Source organism: Citrobacter sp. C348 (assembly GCF_047467975.1).
GTDB lineage: Bacteria > Pseudomonadota > Gammaproteobacteria > Enterobacterales > Enterobacteriaceae > Citrobacter > Citrobacter gillenii.
In genome coordinates this window covers 733633-748963 of sequence record NZ_JASJUJ010000001.1, presented here as the reverse complement: position 1 = coordinate 748963, position 15331 = coordinate 733633, and the positions used below count along the sequence as shown (strand labels likewise).

Below are 15331 nucleotides of genomic sequence, written 5' to 3'. Positions count from 1 at the left end.
TTTCTTTTTATCAACCCTCCACGGGCCATAACGTGTAACAACGAGGCCGGAAAAAATTATGTCTGAATTAGTTAACACCTCTGAAGTCCTCATTGCTGCGGTTCCAAATAAAAATGGAAAAATTAACCTGCTGGATCTGAACCGTCAGCAGATGCGCGAATTCTTCAAAGAGATGGGTGAAAAGCCGTTTCGTGCCGATCAGGTCATGAAATGGATGTACCACTATTGCAGCGACAACTTTGATGACATGACTGACATCAACAAAGTGCTGCGCAACAAACTGAAAGAAGTCGCTGAAATTCGCGCCCCGGAAGTGGTGGAAGAGCAGCGTTCATCTGACGGCACTATCAAATGGGCGATTGCCGTAGGCGATCAGCGCGTAGAAACCGTGTATATCCCGGAAGACGATCGTGCCACCCTGTGTGTCTCTTCACAGGTCGGCTGTGCATTAGAGTGTAAATTCTGCTCTACGGCGCAACAGGGCTTTAACCGTAACCTGCGGGTGTCGGAAATCATCGGCCAGGTCTGGCGCGCGGCGAAAATCGTCGGTGCAGTGAAGGCAACGGGCGTGCGTCCTATCACCAACGTGGTCATGATGGGCATGGGCGAACCGTTGTTGAACCTGACCAACGTGGTTCCGGCGATGGAAATCATGCTTGATGACTTCGGTTTTGGGCTGTCAAAACGCCGTGTTACGCTGTCTACTTCCGGCGTGGTCCCTGCACTGGATAAGCTGGGCGACATGATTGACGTTGCGTTGGCGATTTCCCTGCATGCGCCGAACGATGAAATCCGTGACGAAATCGTGCCGATCAACAAGAAGTACAATATTGCTACGTTCCTTGAGTCGGTACGTGGCTACATTTCGAAGTCGAACGCCAACCAGGGCCGCGTCACCATCGAATATGTGATGTTAGATCACATTAACGACGGTACCGAGCACGCACATCAGCTGGCGGAGCTGCTGAAAGATACGCCGTGTAAGATTAACCTGATCCCATGGAACCCGTTCCCGGGCGCGCCGTACGGACGGAGTTCTAACAGCCGTATCGATCGTTTCTCCAAAGTGTTGATGGGCTATGGTTTCACGACCATCGTGCGTAAAACACGCGGCGACGATATTGATGCAGCCTGCGGTCAGCTGGCGGGTGACGTCATTGACCGTACCAAGCGTACTCTGCGCAAGCGCATGCAGGGTGATGCTATCGACATCAAGACCGTTTGATGTTGGTGCACTACGGTATAATTAATGTACCGTAGTGCAATGTAAGTGACATACGGTCATTTGTTATACTCGTCAGGTCAATATTAACGGTGCGTTTTCGTCGACTTTAAGGCAGTATGTAGCGGCTCAACAACAGTTTAGCCCTCAGGTTTACGCTGTTTTGTCATTGATAGTCTGACCGTTTTATACTGTCTGACCAAGGTTAACTGACCAGATGTTTCGCGGTGTGGGTGAGCATTGTGGCTCACCGGCGCCAGAGCCCATATTTACGCAGCTGTAGCGAATGAATACTGAAGCCACGCACGACAAAAATGAAGCACTCTCCACCGGCGTTCGCCTGCGCAATGCCCGTGAACAACTCGGATTCAGCCAACAGGCCGTCGCGGAACGACTGTGCCTGAAGGTCTCCACGGTACGCGATATTGAAGAAGATAAGGCGCCAGCCGATCTCGCTTCAACGTTTCTGCGCGGGTATATCCGTTCCTATGCGCGTTTGGTGCATATTCCTGAAGAAGAACTGTTGCCAGGGCTGGAAAAACAGGCTCCGATTCGCCCAGCCAAAGTGGCGCCGATGCAGAGTTTCTCGCTCGGTAAGCGCCGCAAAAAGCGTGATGGCTGGTTAATGACCTTTACCTGGCTGGTACTGTTTGTCGTGGTTGGACTTACTGGCGCCTGGTGGTGGCAGAATCATAAAGCGCAGCAGGAAGAGATCACCACGATGGCCGATCAATCCTCCGCTGAGCTAAATGCGGGCAAAGACAGTGCCCAGAGCGTGCCGTTAGATACCAGCGCTGCGGCAAGTCAGGATATGACTCCCCCCGCGCCGGATGATGGCGCGGCGGCAGACGCAGCGTCAGCACCTGACGCTGCCACAGTGCCAGCAGCTGCTGCAGATGCGCAACAGAATGCGGTAGTGGCACCGTCTCAGGCCAACGTAGACACAGCGACAACGACGCCAACCACACCGGCTACGGCGGCGCCTTTGCCGACCGATCAAGCGGGTGTGACAACACCTGCCGCCGATCCTAACGCGCTGGTGATGAATTTTACCGCCGACTGCTGGCTGGAAGTCAGTGATGCGACCGGTAAAAAACTGTTTAGCGGTATGCAGCGTAAAGATGGCACGTTAAATCTTATCGGCCAGGCACCGTACAAACTGAAAATTGGTGCACCGGCAGCAGTGCAGATTCAGTACCAGGGTAAACCTGTCGACCTGAGTCGTTTTATCAGAACTAACCAGGTTGCGCGTCTGACCGTAAATGCCGAACAACCAGCGGCTCAGTAACAGACGGCAATGCGGGAGATTTTTTAATGCATAATCAGGCTCCAATTCAACGTAGAAAATCGACACGCATTTACGTTGGGAATGTGCCGATTGGTGATGGCGCGCCCATCGCCGTACAGTCTATGACCAATACGCGGACAACGGATGTGGCGGCGACGGTCAATCAAATCAAAGCGTTGGAACGCGTTGGGGCTGACATTGTCCGAGTCTCTGTACCGACAATGGATGCTGCAGAAGCGTTCAAGCTTATCAAACAGCAAGTCACAGTCCCGCTGGTTGCCGATATTCACTTTGACTACCGTATCGCGCTGAAAGTAGCGGAGTACGGCGTCGACTGTCTGCGTATCAACCCAGGCAATATCGGCAATGAAGAGCGTATTCGCATGGTAGTGGACTGCGCTCGCGATAACAACATTCCTATCCGCATCGGCGTTAACGCCGGATCGCTGGAAAAAGATCTGCAGGAAAAATACGGCGAACCCACGCCGCAGGCGCTGCTGGAATCAGCTATGCGCCATGTTGATCATCTCGATCGTCTGAACTTCGACCAGTTCAAAGTGAGCGTTAAAGCCTCTGATGTGTTCCTTGCCGTTGAATCTTATCGTCTGTTAGCCAAACAGATCGATCAGCCGCTGCATCTGGGGATCACCGAAGCCGGTGGCGCACGCAGCGGATCGGTGAAGTCCGCGATTGGCCTGGGTTTGCTGTTGTCAGAAGGGATCGGCGATACGCTGCGCGTTTCTCTGGCCGCCGATCCGGTAGAAGAGATCAAAGTAGGCTTCGATATTCTGAAATCGCTGCGCATACGCGCGCGCGGGATCAACTTTATCGCCTGCCCAACCTGTTCTCGTCAGGAGTTTGACGTCATCGGTACGGTTAACGCGCTGGAGCAACGTCTGGAAGACATCATCACGCCAATGGACGTTTCGATCATCGGCTGTGTGGTAAACGGTCCTGGTGAAGCGTTGGTTTCCACGCTCGGCGTGACGGGTGGCAACAAGAAAAGCGGCCTGTATGAAGACGGTGTACGTAAGGATCGTATCGATAACGACGATATGATTACCCAGCTAGAAGCCCGTATTCGTGCCAAAGCCAGCATCCTGGACGAAGCGCGTCGAATTGACGTGCAGCAGGTTGAAAAATAACAACGTGATGGGAAGCGGCGTGCTTCCCGTGTATGATTGAACCCGCATGGCGCCCGCATTGTTCGGGTTAGCGCTGAGGGTTCATTTTTATATCCATAAAGAGAATAAACGTGGCAAAAAACATTCAAGCCATTCGCGGCATGAACGATTATCTGCCTGGCGAAACCGCCATCTGGCAGCGCATTGAAGGCACTCTTAAAAACGTGCTCGGCAGCTACGGTTACAGTGAAATCCGCTTGCCGATTGTAGAGCAGACCCCGTTATTCAAACGCGCGATCGGTGAAGTGACCGACGTGGTTGAAAAAGAGATGTACACCTTTGAGGACCGTAATGGCGATAGCCTGACTTTGCGTCCTGAAGGAACGGCTGGCTGCGTACGCGCCGGCATCGAACATGGTCTCCTGTACAATCAGGAACAGCGTCTGTGGTATATCGGGCCGATGTTCCGCCACGAGCGTCCGCAAAAAGGTCGCTATCGTCAATTCCATCAGCTGGGTGTCGAAGTGTTTGGCCTGCAAGGCCCGGATATTGATGCTGAGCTGATTATGCTGACCGCCCGCTGGTGGCGTGCGCTGGGTATTTCTCAGCATGTCAGCCTTGAGCTGAACTCCATCGGTTCACTGGAAGCCCGTGCTAACTACCGGGATGCGCTGGTGGCGTACCTGGAACAGCATAAAGACAAACTGGACGAAGACTGCAAGCGTCGCATGTATACCAACCCGTTGCGTGTACTCGATTCCAAAAATCCGGAAGTGCAGGCTCTGCTCAACGACGCTCCGGCTCTGGGCGACTACCTGGATGAGGATTCACGCGCGCATTTCGCCGGTCTGTGTACGCTGCTGGAGTCAGCAGGTATTGCTTACACCGTTAACCAACGACTGGTTCGTGGTCTCGACTACTACAACCGTACCGTATTTGAGTGGGTCACCAGCAGCCTGGGCTCGCAGGGTACCGTGTGTGCGGGTGGTCGTTATGACGGTCTGGTCGAGCAACTTGGCGGTCGTGCTACGCCAGCGGTTGGCTTCGCGATGGGTCTGGAACGACTTGTTTTGTTAGTTCAGGCAGTTAATCCGGAATTTATTGCTTCTCCTGTTGTCGATATATACCTGATCGCTTCAGGCACAGATACGCAGTCGGCGGCAATGCAGCTTGCTGAACGTCTGCGCGATGAAGTTCCGGGCGTAAAACTGATGACAAACCACGGTGGCGGCAACTTTAAGAAACAGTTTGCTCGCGCCGATAAGTGGGGCGCTCGCGTTGCACTGGTACTGGGTGAGTCCGAAGTGGCTGACGGTACTGTTGTAGTGAAGGATTTGCGCACTGGTGAGCAAACGGCAGTAGCGCAGGATAGCGTTGCCGCGCATTTGCGCACTTTGACTTGCTAAGGAGAAGGACAGCGTGGAAATTTACGAGAACGAAAACGACCAGGTTGATGCGGTAAAACGCTTCTTTGCCGAAAATGGCAAAGCGCTGGTGGTTGGGGTTATTTTAGGGGTTGGCGCACTGGTTGGCTGGCGTTACTGGACCAGCCATCAGACGGAGTCCACACGCTCTGCTTCTCTGGCGTATCAAAATACAGTGACTGCGGTCAGTGCGGGTAAGCAGGACAGCATTCCTGCCGCAGAGAAATTTGCCGCAGAGAACAAAAATACCTACGGCGCGTTAGCGTCGATGGAACTGGCGCAGCAGTTTGTTGATCAAAACGAACTTGAGAAAGCCGCTACCCAGTTGCAACAAGGACTGGCGGCGACCAGCGATGAAAATCTCAAAGCGGTGATTAATCTGCGTCTTGCGCGTGTGCAAGTTCAGCTTAAACAAGCGGATACCGCGCTGAAAACGCTCGACACCATTAAAGGTGAAGGGTGGGCGGCCATTGTCGCCGATCTGCGTGGCGAAGCGTTGCTGAGCAAAGGCGATAAACAAGGCGCGCGTAGCGCATGGGAAGCGGGTGTAAAAAGCGAAGCCTCTCCTGCTCTGAGCGAAATGATGCAGATGAAAATCAATAATTTGTCCATCTGAGAGGGACCCGATGCAATTGCGTAAATTACTTCTGCCAGGGCTGCTTTCCGTTACCCTATTAAGCGGCTGTTCACTGTTTGGTGGCGAAGAAGATGTCGTTAAGATGTCCCCATTACCGGTGGTTGAAAACCAGTTCACTCCGTCTACAGCCTGGAGCACGTCTGTAGGTAACGGTATTGGTGATTTCTATTCCAATCTTCATCCTGCGCTGGCAGATAACGTTGTCTATGCGGCGGATCGTACAGGCGTCGTTAAAGCTCTGAACGCGGACGATGGCAAAGAAGTCTGGTCCGTCAATCTGGCGGAAAAAGACGGCTGGTTCTCTAGAGTCTCTGCACAGCTTTCTGGTGGTGTGACGGTTTCCGGTGGTCACGTCTATATCGGCAGCGAAAAAGCCCAGGTTTATGCGCTTAATACCAGCGACGGTACTATTGCCTGGCAGACTCGTGTTGCCGGTGAAGCGCTGTCTCGCCCGGTGGTGAGTGATGGTGTGGTATTGATTCACACCAGCAACGGCCAACTGCAGGCGTTAAACGAAGCTGACGGTGCCGTCAAATGGACCGTCAACCTGGATATGCCATCGCTTTCGTTACGCGGCGAATCAGCCCCGGCTAGCGCTTTTGGTGCGGCGATTGTCGGCGGTGATAACGGTCGCGTGAGCGCCGTGCTGATGCAACAGGGCCAGATGATTTGGCAGCAACGTATTTCTCAGGCGACCGGTCCAACAGAAATCGATCGTCTGAGTGATGTTGACACCACGCCGGTTATCGTTAATGGCGTTGTGTATGCTCTGGCTTATAATGGTAACCTGACGGCGCTTGATCTGCGCAGCGGTCAGATCATGTGGAAACGCGAGCTCGGCTCGGTGAATGATTTCATCGTCGACGGCAACCGCATCTATCTGGTTGATCAGAATGACCGCGTGCTGGCGTTAACCACTGACGGCGGCGTAACGCTGTGGACGCAGAGCGATCTGCTTCACCGTCTGCTGACGTCTCCGGCGCTGTATAATGGTAATCTGGTTGTCGGCGATAGCGAAGGCTATCTGCACTGGATTAACATTGATGATGGCCGCTTTGTGGCCCAGCAGAAAGTCGACAGCTCCGGTTTCCTGACCGAGCCAGTATCGGCTGATGGTAAACTGCTGATCCAGGCGAAAGACGGTACGCTGTATTCCATTACGCGTTAATCGTCCTGCCGCTCGCTTTGAAAAACGGCTCCTGGTGCAGGGGCCGTTTTCCTGTTTTTAACAATGGCGTAAAAATACGTCCGTTGTCTGATGATTTTTTAAATGAGGCTTTAAACATGGTACCTGTGGTCGCGCTTGTCGGGCGCCCTAACGTTGGCAAATCCACGTTATTTAACCGTCTAACTCGCACCCGAGATGCGCTGGTTGCGGATTTCCCGGGTCTGACTCGTGACCGTAAGTACGGTCGTGCTGAGATTGAAGGACGCGAGTTTATCTGTGTTGATACCGGCGGTATTGATGGCACCGAAGACGGGGTCGAAACCCGCATGGCTGCACAGTCGCTGCTAGCCATCGAAGAAGCGGATGTTGTGCTGTTCATGGTTGATGCGCGTGCTGGCCTGATGCCGGCAGATGAAGCCATCGCCAAACATCTGCGTTCGCGCCAAAAACCGACTTTCCTTGTCGCCAACAAAACTGACGGACTCGATCCGGATCAGGCGGTGGTTGATTTTTATTCGCTGGGGTTAGGTGAAATTCACCCGATCGCAGCTTCTCACGGTCGTGGTGTTCTCAGCCTGCTGGAGCACGTTCTGCTGCCGTGGATGGATGACGTAGCGCCGCAGGAAGAAGTGGATGAAGACGCGGAATACTGGGCGAAGCTGGAAGCCGAAGAAAACGGTGAAGAAGAGCCTGAAGACGACTTCAATCCGCAGGATCTGCCAATCAAACTGGCGATTGTCGGGCGTCCGAACGTCGGTAAGTCCACACTCACTAACCGTATTCTCGGCGAAGACCGCGTGGTGGTTTACGATATGCCGGGAACCACGCGTGACAGTATTTATATCCCGATGGAACGTGATGGGCGCGAATATGTGCTGATCGACACTGCAGGCGTGCGTAAGCGCGGAAAAATTACCGAAGCGGTAGAAAAATTCTCCGTTATCAAGACGCTGCAGGCGATTGAAGACGCCAACGTGGTGATGCTGGTGATTGATGCCCGCGAAGGTATTTCCGATCAGGATCTGTCGCTACTGGGCTTTATTCTCAATAGTGGGCGCTCACTTGTCATCGTCGTCAACAAGTGGGACGGCCTGACCCAGGAAGTGAAAGAGCAGGTTAAAGAGACGCTGGACTTCCGTCTGGGCTTTATCGATTTTGCCCGCGTTCACTTTATCTCTGCGCTGCACGGCAGTGGTGTGGGTAATCTGTTTGAGTCAGTGCGTGAAGCGTATGACAGCTCAACCCGCCGCGTCAGTACCGCGATGCTGACCCGCATCATGACCATGGCGACAGAAGATCACCAGCCGCCGCTGGTGCGCGGTCGTCGTGTGAAGTTGAAATATGCGCATGCTGGTGGCTATAACCCACCAATTGTGGTGATTCACGGCAACCAGGTTAAAGACCTGCCTGATTCCTACAAACGTTATCTTATGAACTACTTCCGTAAGTCGCTGGAAGTGATGGGTACGCCGATCCGTATTCAGTTCAAAGAAGGGGAAAACCCGTATGCGAATAAACGTAATACGTTGACGCCAACACAAATGCGCAAGCGTAAGCGTTTGATTCAACATATTAAAAAAAGTAAGTAACCCTTGCTGATTATGAAAACCCGCGCTTGTCGCGGGTTTTTTTCGTCTGTTTATAGTCCTGTGTGTCTGTATAATGTCAATGACTATTCTTTTTTGACCAAGTTTAAATCTAAGAAAGTAGACAATTGTCGAATTTTCATCTTAAAGTGCAGGGGTTGGTACTAGACAAAAATGGCTCCAGACCCTCAAATGGCTAATTAACTTTTCGCTACCTGTAAAAAAATCGACCAGATACATAACTGGCCGGCGTACAGCGTGGTGTTTACCCGCACAACACATACCTTTTCAGGAGAATTATGCAACCGTCTACTCAACCACAAGAAAGCCGAACGTTCTTCGGCCATCCCTATCCGCTAGGCTCGCTATTTTTCACGGAGATGTGGGAGCGTTTTTCGTTTTACGGCATCCGTCCGTTACTGATCTTATTTATGGCGGCCACCGTTTATGACGGTGGAATGGGGCTGGCGCGTGAAAATGCCTCTGCGATTGTCGGTATCTTTGCCGGTACCATGTATCTCGCTGCACTGCCGGGGGGCTGGCTGGCGGATAACTGGCTCGGCCAGCAGAAAGCGGTGTGGTATGGCTCTATTCTGATTGCGCTCGGCCACCTGTCGATTGCGCTCTCTGCTATCATGGGTAACAACCTGTTCTTTATCGGCCTGATGTTCATCGTGCTGGGTTCTGGTCTGTTTAAGACCTGTATTTCGGTGATGGTCGGTACGCTGTATAAAAAAGGCGATGCGCGCCGTGATGGCGGTTTCTCGCTGTTCTATATGGGCATCAACATCGGTTCGTTCATAGCACCGTTGATCTCAGGATGGCTGATTAAAACGCATGGCTGGCACTGGGGTTTTGGTATTGGCGGTATCGGGATGCTGGTAGCTTTGATTATCTTCCGTCTCTTTGCCGTACCGGCGATGAAACGTTACGATAGCGAAGTGGGGCTCGATTCCACCTGGAACAACCCGGTCGCGAAGAAAAACGGTGTCGGTGCGTGGTTACTCGCGCTGGCTGCGGGTGTGGCCGTCGTTGTTACGCTGATTGCTCAAGGCGTGATTGTGATTAACCCGGTTGCGGTTGCCAGCATGCTGGTGTACGTGATTGCGGCATCTGTCGCCTGTTACTTCATCTACCTGTTTGTCTTTGCGGGCCTGAACCGTAAAGAGCGCGCCAGACTGCTGGTCTGCTTTATTCTGCTGGTTTCTGCGGCGTTCTTCTGGTCTGCATTTGAGCAGAAACCGACCTCGTTTAACCTGTTTGCCAACGACTACACAAACCGTATGATTGGCGATTTTGAAATCCCGGCGGTGTGGTTCCAGTCGATTAACGCCCTGTTTATCATCCTGCTGGCGCCGGTATTTAGCTGGGCGTGGCCTAAACTTGCGAGCATGAACATTCGCCCAAGCAGTATCACCAAGTTTGTTATCGGCATTCTCTGTGCGGCGGCGGGCTTTGGCATAATGATGCTTGCGGCGCAGGACGTGCTGGCAAATGGCGGCGCGGGTGTTTCGCCATTCTGGCTGGTAGGCAGTATCCTGATGCTGACGCTCGGCGAACTGTGCCTGAGCCCAATTGGTCTGGCGACCATGACGCTGCTGGCGCCAGAAAGAATGCGTGGTCAGATGATGGGACTGTGGTTCTGCGCAAGCGCGCTGGGCAACCTGGCAGCCGGTTTGATTGGTGGTCACGTCAAGGCTGACCAGCTGGATATGCTGCCAGACTTGTTTGCGCGTTGCTCCATTGCGCTGCTAATCTGTGCCGCAGTTCTGATCGTCCTCATTATTCCGATCCGCCGTATGCTGGAAAATACCCAGACTAAACCGGCCGCTAGCGCCTAACAGAACCTCTATTTTACCGGGGTGAAGTTATGCCCCGGTAAACGCAGGTTACACCGCCTACATGAAGTGCATAGTGGTATCATTAACGACGTCATCAATTTTTCTATAGGCGTCATTATGTCGATTATTTGCCCGGATTGTCACACGGAACTGGAGCCACAAAACGGTGTGGCGCACTGTGAGCGTTGCAATAAAGATATTCAACTGGAAGCGCGTTGCCCTGAGTGCCATCAGCCGCTTCAGGTGCTAAAAGCCTGCGGTGCGGTGGACTACTTTTGCCAGAACGGCCACGGATTGATTTCTAAAAAACGCGTAGAATTTGTGCCGGTTTAACCCGGCTTTTTCTTCCGCGTTTTTTTCGCGACCGTTACGCCTTTCACTTCGCTTTCCACCCAGCCGTCTTCCAGCCGCGTGGTGATGAGATCGCCGGCTTGCACCTGACTGACCTTTTTCAACACGCCGCCGCCGGTGGCGGTAGAAACGCTATAGCCGCGCGCCAGTGTCGCGAGTGGACTGACCGCTTCGAGGTGCGTCACCGCGTTGCCAAAACGTTCTCGTTGCTCGCTAAGCCGTGCACGAATATTTTCCGCCAGCCGATATTCCAGTTGCTGAATGCGCGTTTGTGCACGATGAATACGTGGCTGCGGGTTTTGCTGGTTCAGACGATGCAGTATGCGCTGCTGGTGCTGGTTGGCCTGTTTGATTTGGTTTTCCAGCGCAAAGCTCATCCGCTGACGCAGTCGTTCCAGCGTAGTTTGCTGACGCGCCAGACGTAGCTGAGGGTGTTGCTGTTGCAGACGGTGGAAGGTCTGCGTGAAGCGACGACTACGGTTGGCGAGGTAGTAGTCCATTGCCATGCCCAGACGCTGCTGAACGGACTGAATCTGGCGTAATAATTCCTGCTGATTGCGGCTAACAATCTCTGCTGCCGCAGACGGCGTAGGGGCCCGCAGGTCACTGACAAAATCAGCGATGGTGACATCGGTTTCATGGCCGACTGCACTGACCACCGGGATGCGGCTGGCGAAAATAGCCCGCGCCACGCGTTCGTCGTTAAAGCTCCATAAATCTTCCAGCGAACCGCCGCCACGGCCAACGATTAACACATCGCACTCGTTGCGGGCGTTCGCCAGTTCGATAGCGCGAACGATTTGCCCCGGTGCATCGTCACCCTGTACCGCTGTCGGGTAGATAATCACCGGCAGGGAAGGATCACGACGTTTGAGTACGTGGAGAATATCGTGCAGCGCCGCCCCGGTTTTCGAAGTGATCACCCCGACACAATGAGCTGGCATTGGGAGTGATTGTTTGAACTGCTGATCGAACAATCCTTCGGCCTGCAGTTTGGCTTTGAGCTGTTCATACTTCTGCTGCAATAAACCTTCACCCGCAGGCTGCATGCTTTCGACGATGATTTGATAATCACCGCGCGGTTCGTACAGCGTAATATTGGCGCGCACCAGCACCTGCTGTCCGTGCTGCGGACGGAACGTGACGCGGCGGTTGCTGTTGCGAAACATCGCGCAGCGTACCTGGGCGGTATCGTCTTTTAAGGTGAAGTACCAGTGGCCGGAAGAGGGCTGGGTAAAGTTAGAAATCTCGCCGCTGATCCACACTTGCCCCATCTCTTGCTCGAGCAGCAGGCGCACCGTCTGGTTAAGGCGACTTACGGTAAAAATTGAAGCGGTTTGAGAGGATAACATGTGAGCGGGATCAAATTCTAAATCAGCAGGTTATTCAATCGAAAGTAACATGCTCACAGAGGAGCGCAAGGTTTTTTTGCAAAAAAGTGTGGATGCAATCGGTTACGCTCTGTATAATGCCGCGGCAATATTTAATAACCTCTCAGGTGAGATATTGCCCATGCTACGTATCGCAAAAGAAGCCCTGACGTTTGACGACGTCCTCCTCGTTCCCGCTCATTCTACCGTTCTGCCGAATACTGCTGACCTCAGCACCCAGTTGACGAAAACCATTCGCCTGAACATTCCTATGCTCTCTGCAGCGATGGACACCGTGACGGAAGCGCGCCTGGCAATTGCCCTGGCTCAGGAAGGCGGCATCGGTTTTATCCACAAAAACATGTCTATTGAACGCCAGGCGGAAGAAGTTCGCCGCGTGAAGAAACACGAATCTGGCGTGGTTACTGACCCACAGACCGTACTGCCAACCACCACCCTGCGCGAAGTGAAAGAACTGACCGAGCGTAACGGTTTTGCGGGCTACCCGGTAGTGACGGAAGATAACGAACTGGTCGGCATCATCACCGGTCGTGACGTGCGTTTCGTGACCGATCTCAGCCAGCCGGTCAGCGTATATATGACGCCGAAAGAGCGTCTGGTCACTGTTCGCGAAGGCGAAGCACGTGATGTCGTGCTGGCAAAAATGCACGAAAAACGCGTTGAGAAAGCGCTGGTTGTTGATGACAGCTTCCATCTGCGCGGCATGATCACCGTAAAAGACTTCCAGAAAGCCGAACGTAAACCTAACGCCTGTAAAGACGAGCATGGTCGTCTGCGCGTCGGCGCTGCAGTCGGTGCGGGTGCGGGTAATGAAGAGCGCGTTGACGCGCTGGTTGCTGCCGGCGTTGACGTGCTGCTGATTGACTCCTCTCACGGCCACTCTGAAGGCGTATTGCAGCGTATCCGTGAAACCCGTGCGAAATACCCGGATCTGCAAATCATCGGTGGTAACGTTGCAACGGGCGCAGGCGCTCGTGCGCTGGCTGAAGCCGGTTGCAGCGCGGTTAAAGTGGGTATCGGCCCGGGTTCAATTTGTACGACCCGTATCGTTACCGGCGTGGGTGTTCCGCAGATCACCGCCGTTTCTGACGCGGTTGAAGCGCTGGAAGGTACGGGTATTCCGGTTATCGCTGACGGCGGTATTCGTTTCTCTGGCGACATCGCGAAAGCGATCGCGGCAGGTGCGGCGGCGGTAATGGTGGGCTCTATGCTGGCCGGTACCGAAGAATCTCCGGGTGAAATTGAACTGTACCAGGGGCGTTCTTATAAATCTTACCGTGGTATGGGCTCTCTGGGCGCGATGTCCAAAGGCTCTTCTGACCGTTACTTCCAGAGCGATAACGCCGCTGACAAACTGGTACCGGAAGGTATCGAAGGCCGCGTGGCCTATAAAGGCCGCCTGAAAGAGATCATTCACCAGCAGATGGGCGGCCTGCGCTCCTGTATGGGTCTGACCGGCTGTGGTACTATCGACGCGCTGCGAACGAAAGCAGAGTTTGTACGCATCAGCGGTGCGGGTATTCAGGAAAGTCACGTTCACGACGTGACCATTACCAAAGAGTCCCCTAACTACCGTATGGGCTCCTGATCAGTTTCCGCGCCCGGCTTCTATGCCGGGCGAATTTGTTTCACTTGCCTCGGAATTAGCGTCAATGACAGACAATATTCATAAACATCGCATTCTCATCCTCGATTTCGGATCGCAGTACACGCAACTGGTGGCACGTCGCGTACGTGAGCTGGGCGTCTACTGTGAGCTGTGGGCATGGGATGTTACGGAAGCACAAATTCGCGAATTCAACCCTAGCGGTATCATTCTTTCCGGTGGTCCGGAAAGCACCACCGAAGCGAACAGCCCGCGTGCCCCAGAGTACGTCTTCAATGCAGGCGTCCCTGTATTTGGCGTGTGCTACGGCATGCAGACCATGGCGATGCAGTTGGGCGGCCACGTTGAAGGTTCTAACGAACGTGAATTCGGCTACGCGCAGGTTGAAGTTCAGACCGATAGCGCGCTGATCCGTGGTATCGAAGATTCCCTGACCGCAGATGGCAAACCGCTGCTGGATGTGTGGATGAGCCATGGCGACAAAGTTACCGCTATCCCGGAAGGCTTCGTCACCGTTGCCAGCACTGAAAGCTGCCCGTTTGCCATTATGGCGCACGAAGAAAAACGTTTCTACGGCGTGCAGTTCCACCCGGAAGTAACCCACACCCGTCAGGGCCTGCGTATGCTGGAGCGCTTTGTGCGTGACATCTGCCAGTGTGAAGCGCTGTGGACACCGGCAAAAATCATCGATGACGCCGTTGCCCGTATTCGTGAGCAGGTTGGCGACGACAAAGTGATCCTCGGTCTGTCCGGCGGCGTTGACTCTTCCGTAACTGCCATGCTGCTGCACCGCGCCATCGGTAAAAACCTGACCTGCGTCTTTGTTGATAACGGTCTGCTGCGCCTGAACGAAGCCGAGCAGGTCATGGATATGTTTGGTGACCACTTCGGTCTGAACATCGTTCACGTTAAAGGCGAACAGCGTTTCCTCGACGCGCTGAAAGGCGAGAACGATCCGGAAGCCAAACGTAAAATTATCGGTCGCGTGTTCGTTGAAGTGTTCGACGAAGAAGCGCTGAAACTGCAAGACGTGAAGTGGCTGGCGCAGGGCACCATCTACCCTGACGTGATTGAATCTGCCGCTTCTGCAACCGGTAAAGCCCACGTCATCAAATCTCACCACAACGTCGGCGGCCTGCCGAAAGAGATGAAGATGGGGCTGGTTGAGCCGCTGCGTGAGCTGTTCAAAGACGAAGTGCGTAAGATTGGTCTGGAGCTGGGCCTGCCGTACGACATGCTGTACCGTCACCCGTTCCCGGGTCCAGGTTTAGGTGTGCGCGTACTGGGCGAAGTGAAGAAAGAGTACTGTGACCTGCTGCGTCGTGCGGATGCTATCTTCATTGAAGAGCTGCACAAGGCGGACCTGTACAACAAAGTGAGCCAGGCGTTCACCGTGTTCCTGCCGGTACGTTCCGTTGGCGTGATGGGTGATGGCCGTAAGTACGACTGGGTGGTTTCCCTGCGTGCTGTTGAAACCATCGACTTTATGACCGCCCACTGGGCGCATCTGCCGTATGACTTCCTGGGCCGCGTGTCCAACCGTATCATCAACGAAGTGAACGGTATTTCCCGCGTGGTGTATGACATCAGCGGTAAACCACCAGCGACGATTGAGTGGGAATAATAACCTTCCCCTTTGCCTGATTTTACTCTGGCTATTTGCACAAAAACCCTCTGTCTTTACAGAGGGTTT

12 protein-coding genes are annotated in these 15331 nt (G+C 53.7%); 11 read left to right on the top strand and 1 reads right to left on the bottom strand.

Annotated features, from left to right (window positions below; all coding sequences use genetic code 11):
* Positions 1–58: 58 nt before the first annotated feature.
* The 9 genes from QNN86_RS03580 (at position 59) to QNN86_RS03540 (ending at position 10623) form a co-directional block, all read left to right on the top strand.
* Positions 59–1225 (top strand): bifunctional tRNA (adenosine(37)-C2)-methyltransferase TrmG/ribosomal RNA large subunit methyltransferase RlmN, encoded by a 1167-nt coding sequence (locus tag QNN86_RS03580; protein WP_181617590.1) that lies wholly within the window; start codon positions 59–61, stop codon positions 1223–1225.
* A gap of 283 nt (positions 1226–1508) precedes the next feature.
* Positions 1509–2510, top strand: coding sequence for a cytoskeleton protein RodZ (rodZ, locus tag QNN86_RS03575; protein ID WP_414210634.1), 1002 nt, complete (start codon positions 1509–1511; stop codon positions 2508–2510).
* A 26-nt stretch (positions 2511–2536) separates the two neighbouring features.
* Entirely contained in the window at positions 2537–3655 is a 1119-nt protein-coding gene (ispG, locus tag QNN86_RS03570; protein WP_096756173.1) for a flavodoxin-dependent (E)-4-hydroxy-3-methylbut-2-enyl-diphosphate synthase, read from the top strand.
* A gap of 110 nt (positions 3656–3765) precedes the next feature.
* The gene (hisS, locus tag QNN86_RS03565) at positions 3766–5040 is read left to right on the top strand and encodes a histidine--tRNA ligase (protein ID WP_414210633.1); all 1275 of its coding nucleotides are present in this window, start codon (positions 3766–3768) and stop codon (positions 5038–5040) included.
* A gap of 13 nt (positions 5041–5053) precedes the next feature.
* Positions 5054–5674 carry a YfgM family protein gene (locus QNN86_RS03560; RefSeq protein WP_096756175.1) on the top strand — a complete coding sequence of 207 codons (621 nt, stop codon included), beginning with the start codon at positions 5054–5056 and terminating at the stop codon, positions 5672–5674.
* A 10-nt stretch (positions 5675–5684) separates the two neighbouring features.
* Positions 5685–6863, top strand: coding sequence for an outer membrane protein assembly factor BamB (gene bamB / locus QNN86_RS03555; RefSeq protein WP_414210632.1), 1179 nt, complete (start codon positions 5685–5687; stop codon positions 6861–6863).
* Positions 6864–6979: 116 nt separating this feature from the next.
* Positions 6980–8452 carry a ribosome biogenesis GTPase Der gene (gene der, locus QNN86_RS03550; RefSeq protein WP_115257787.1) on the top strand — a complete coding sequence of 491 codons (1473 nt, stop codon included), beginning with the start codon at positions 6980–6982 and terminating at the stop codon, positions 8450–8452.
* Between the two features lie 296 nt (positions 8453–8748).
* Positions 8749–10290, top strand: coding sequence for a peptide MFS transporter (locus QNN86_RS03545; protein ID WP_181617586.1), 1542 nt, complete (start codon positions 8749–8751; stop codon positions 10288–10290).
* A gap of 117 nt (positions 10291–10407) precedes the next feature.
* Positions 10408–10623 (top strand): zinc ribbon domain-containing protein, encoded by a 216-nt coding sequence (locus tag QNN86_RS03540; protein WP_181617585.1) that lies wholly within the window; start codon positions 10408–10410, stop codon positions 10621–10623.
* Here QNN86_RS03540 and xseA read toward each other — a convergent pair.
* Positions 10620–11993: an exodeoxyribonuclease VII large subunit gene (gene xseA / locus QNN86_RS03535; protein WP_181617584.1), complete on the bottom strand. Its 1374-nt coding sequence runs from the start codon at positions 11991–11993 to the stop codon at positions 10620–10622. The two genes, QNN86_RS03540 and xseA, sit on opposite strands and share 4 nt — an antisense overlap.
* 160 nt (positions 11994–12153) lie before the next feature.
* On the opposite strand from xseA, the gene guaB reads away from it, so the two are divergent.
* Both guaB and guaA read left to right on the top strand, forming a co-directional pair.
* Positions 12154–13620: an IMP dehydrogenase gene (gene guaB, locus QNN86_RS03530; RefSeq protein ID WP_181617583.1), complete on the top strand. Its 1467-nt coding sequence runs from the start codon at positions 12154–12156 to the stop codon at positions 13618–13620.
* 64 nt (positions 13621–13684) lie between these two features.
* Positions 13685–15262 (top strand): glutamine-hydrolyzing GMP synthase, encoded by a 1578-nt coding sequence (gene guaA / locus QNN86_RS03525; RefSeq protein ID WP_182269363.1) that lies wholly within the window; start codon positions 13685–13687, stop codon positions 15260–15262.
* Positions 15263–15331: the final 69 nt, after the last annotated feature.

Coding starts and splice junctions, on each gene's coding strand:
- QNN86_RS03540 (WP_181617585.1), top strand. CDS start 10,408: ATGTCGATTATTTGCCCGGATTGTCACACGGAACTGGAGCCACAAAAC.
- QNN86_RS03580 (WP_181617590.1), top strand. CDS start 59: ATGTCTGAATTAGTTAACACCTCTGAAGTCCTCATTGCTGCGGTTCCA.
- der (WP_115257787.1), top strand. CDS start 6,980: ATGGTACCTGTGGTCGCGCTTGTCGGGCGCCCTAACGTTGGCAAATCC.
- guaB (WP_181617583.1), top strand. CDS start 12,154: ATGCTACGTATCGCAAAAGAAGCCCTGACGTTTGACGACGTCCTCCTC.
- rodZ (WP_414210634.1), top strand. CDS start 1,509: ATGAATACTGAAGCCACGCACGACAAAAATGAAGCACTCTCCACCGGC.
- ispG (WP_096756173.1), top strand. CDS start 2,537: ATGCATAATCAGGCTCCAATTCAACGTAGAAAATCGACACGCATTTAC.
- bamB (WP_414210632.1), top strand. CDS start 5,685: ATGCAATTGCGTAAATTACTTCTGCCAGGGCTGCTTTCCGTTACCCTA.
- xseA (WP_181617584.1), bottom strand. CDS start 11,993: ATGTTATCCTCTCAAACCGCTTCAATTTTTACCGTAAGTCGCCTTAAC.
- guaA (WP_182269363.1), top strand. CDS start 13,685: ATGACAGACAATATTCATAAACATCGCATTCTCATCCTCGATTTCGGA.
- QNN86_RS03545 (WP_181617586.1), top strand. CDS start 8,749: ATGCAACCGTCTACTCAACCACAAGAAAGCCGAACGTTCTTCGGCCAT.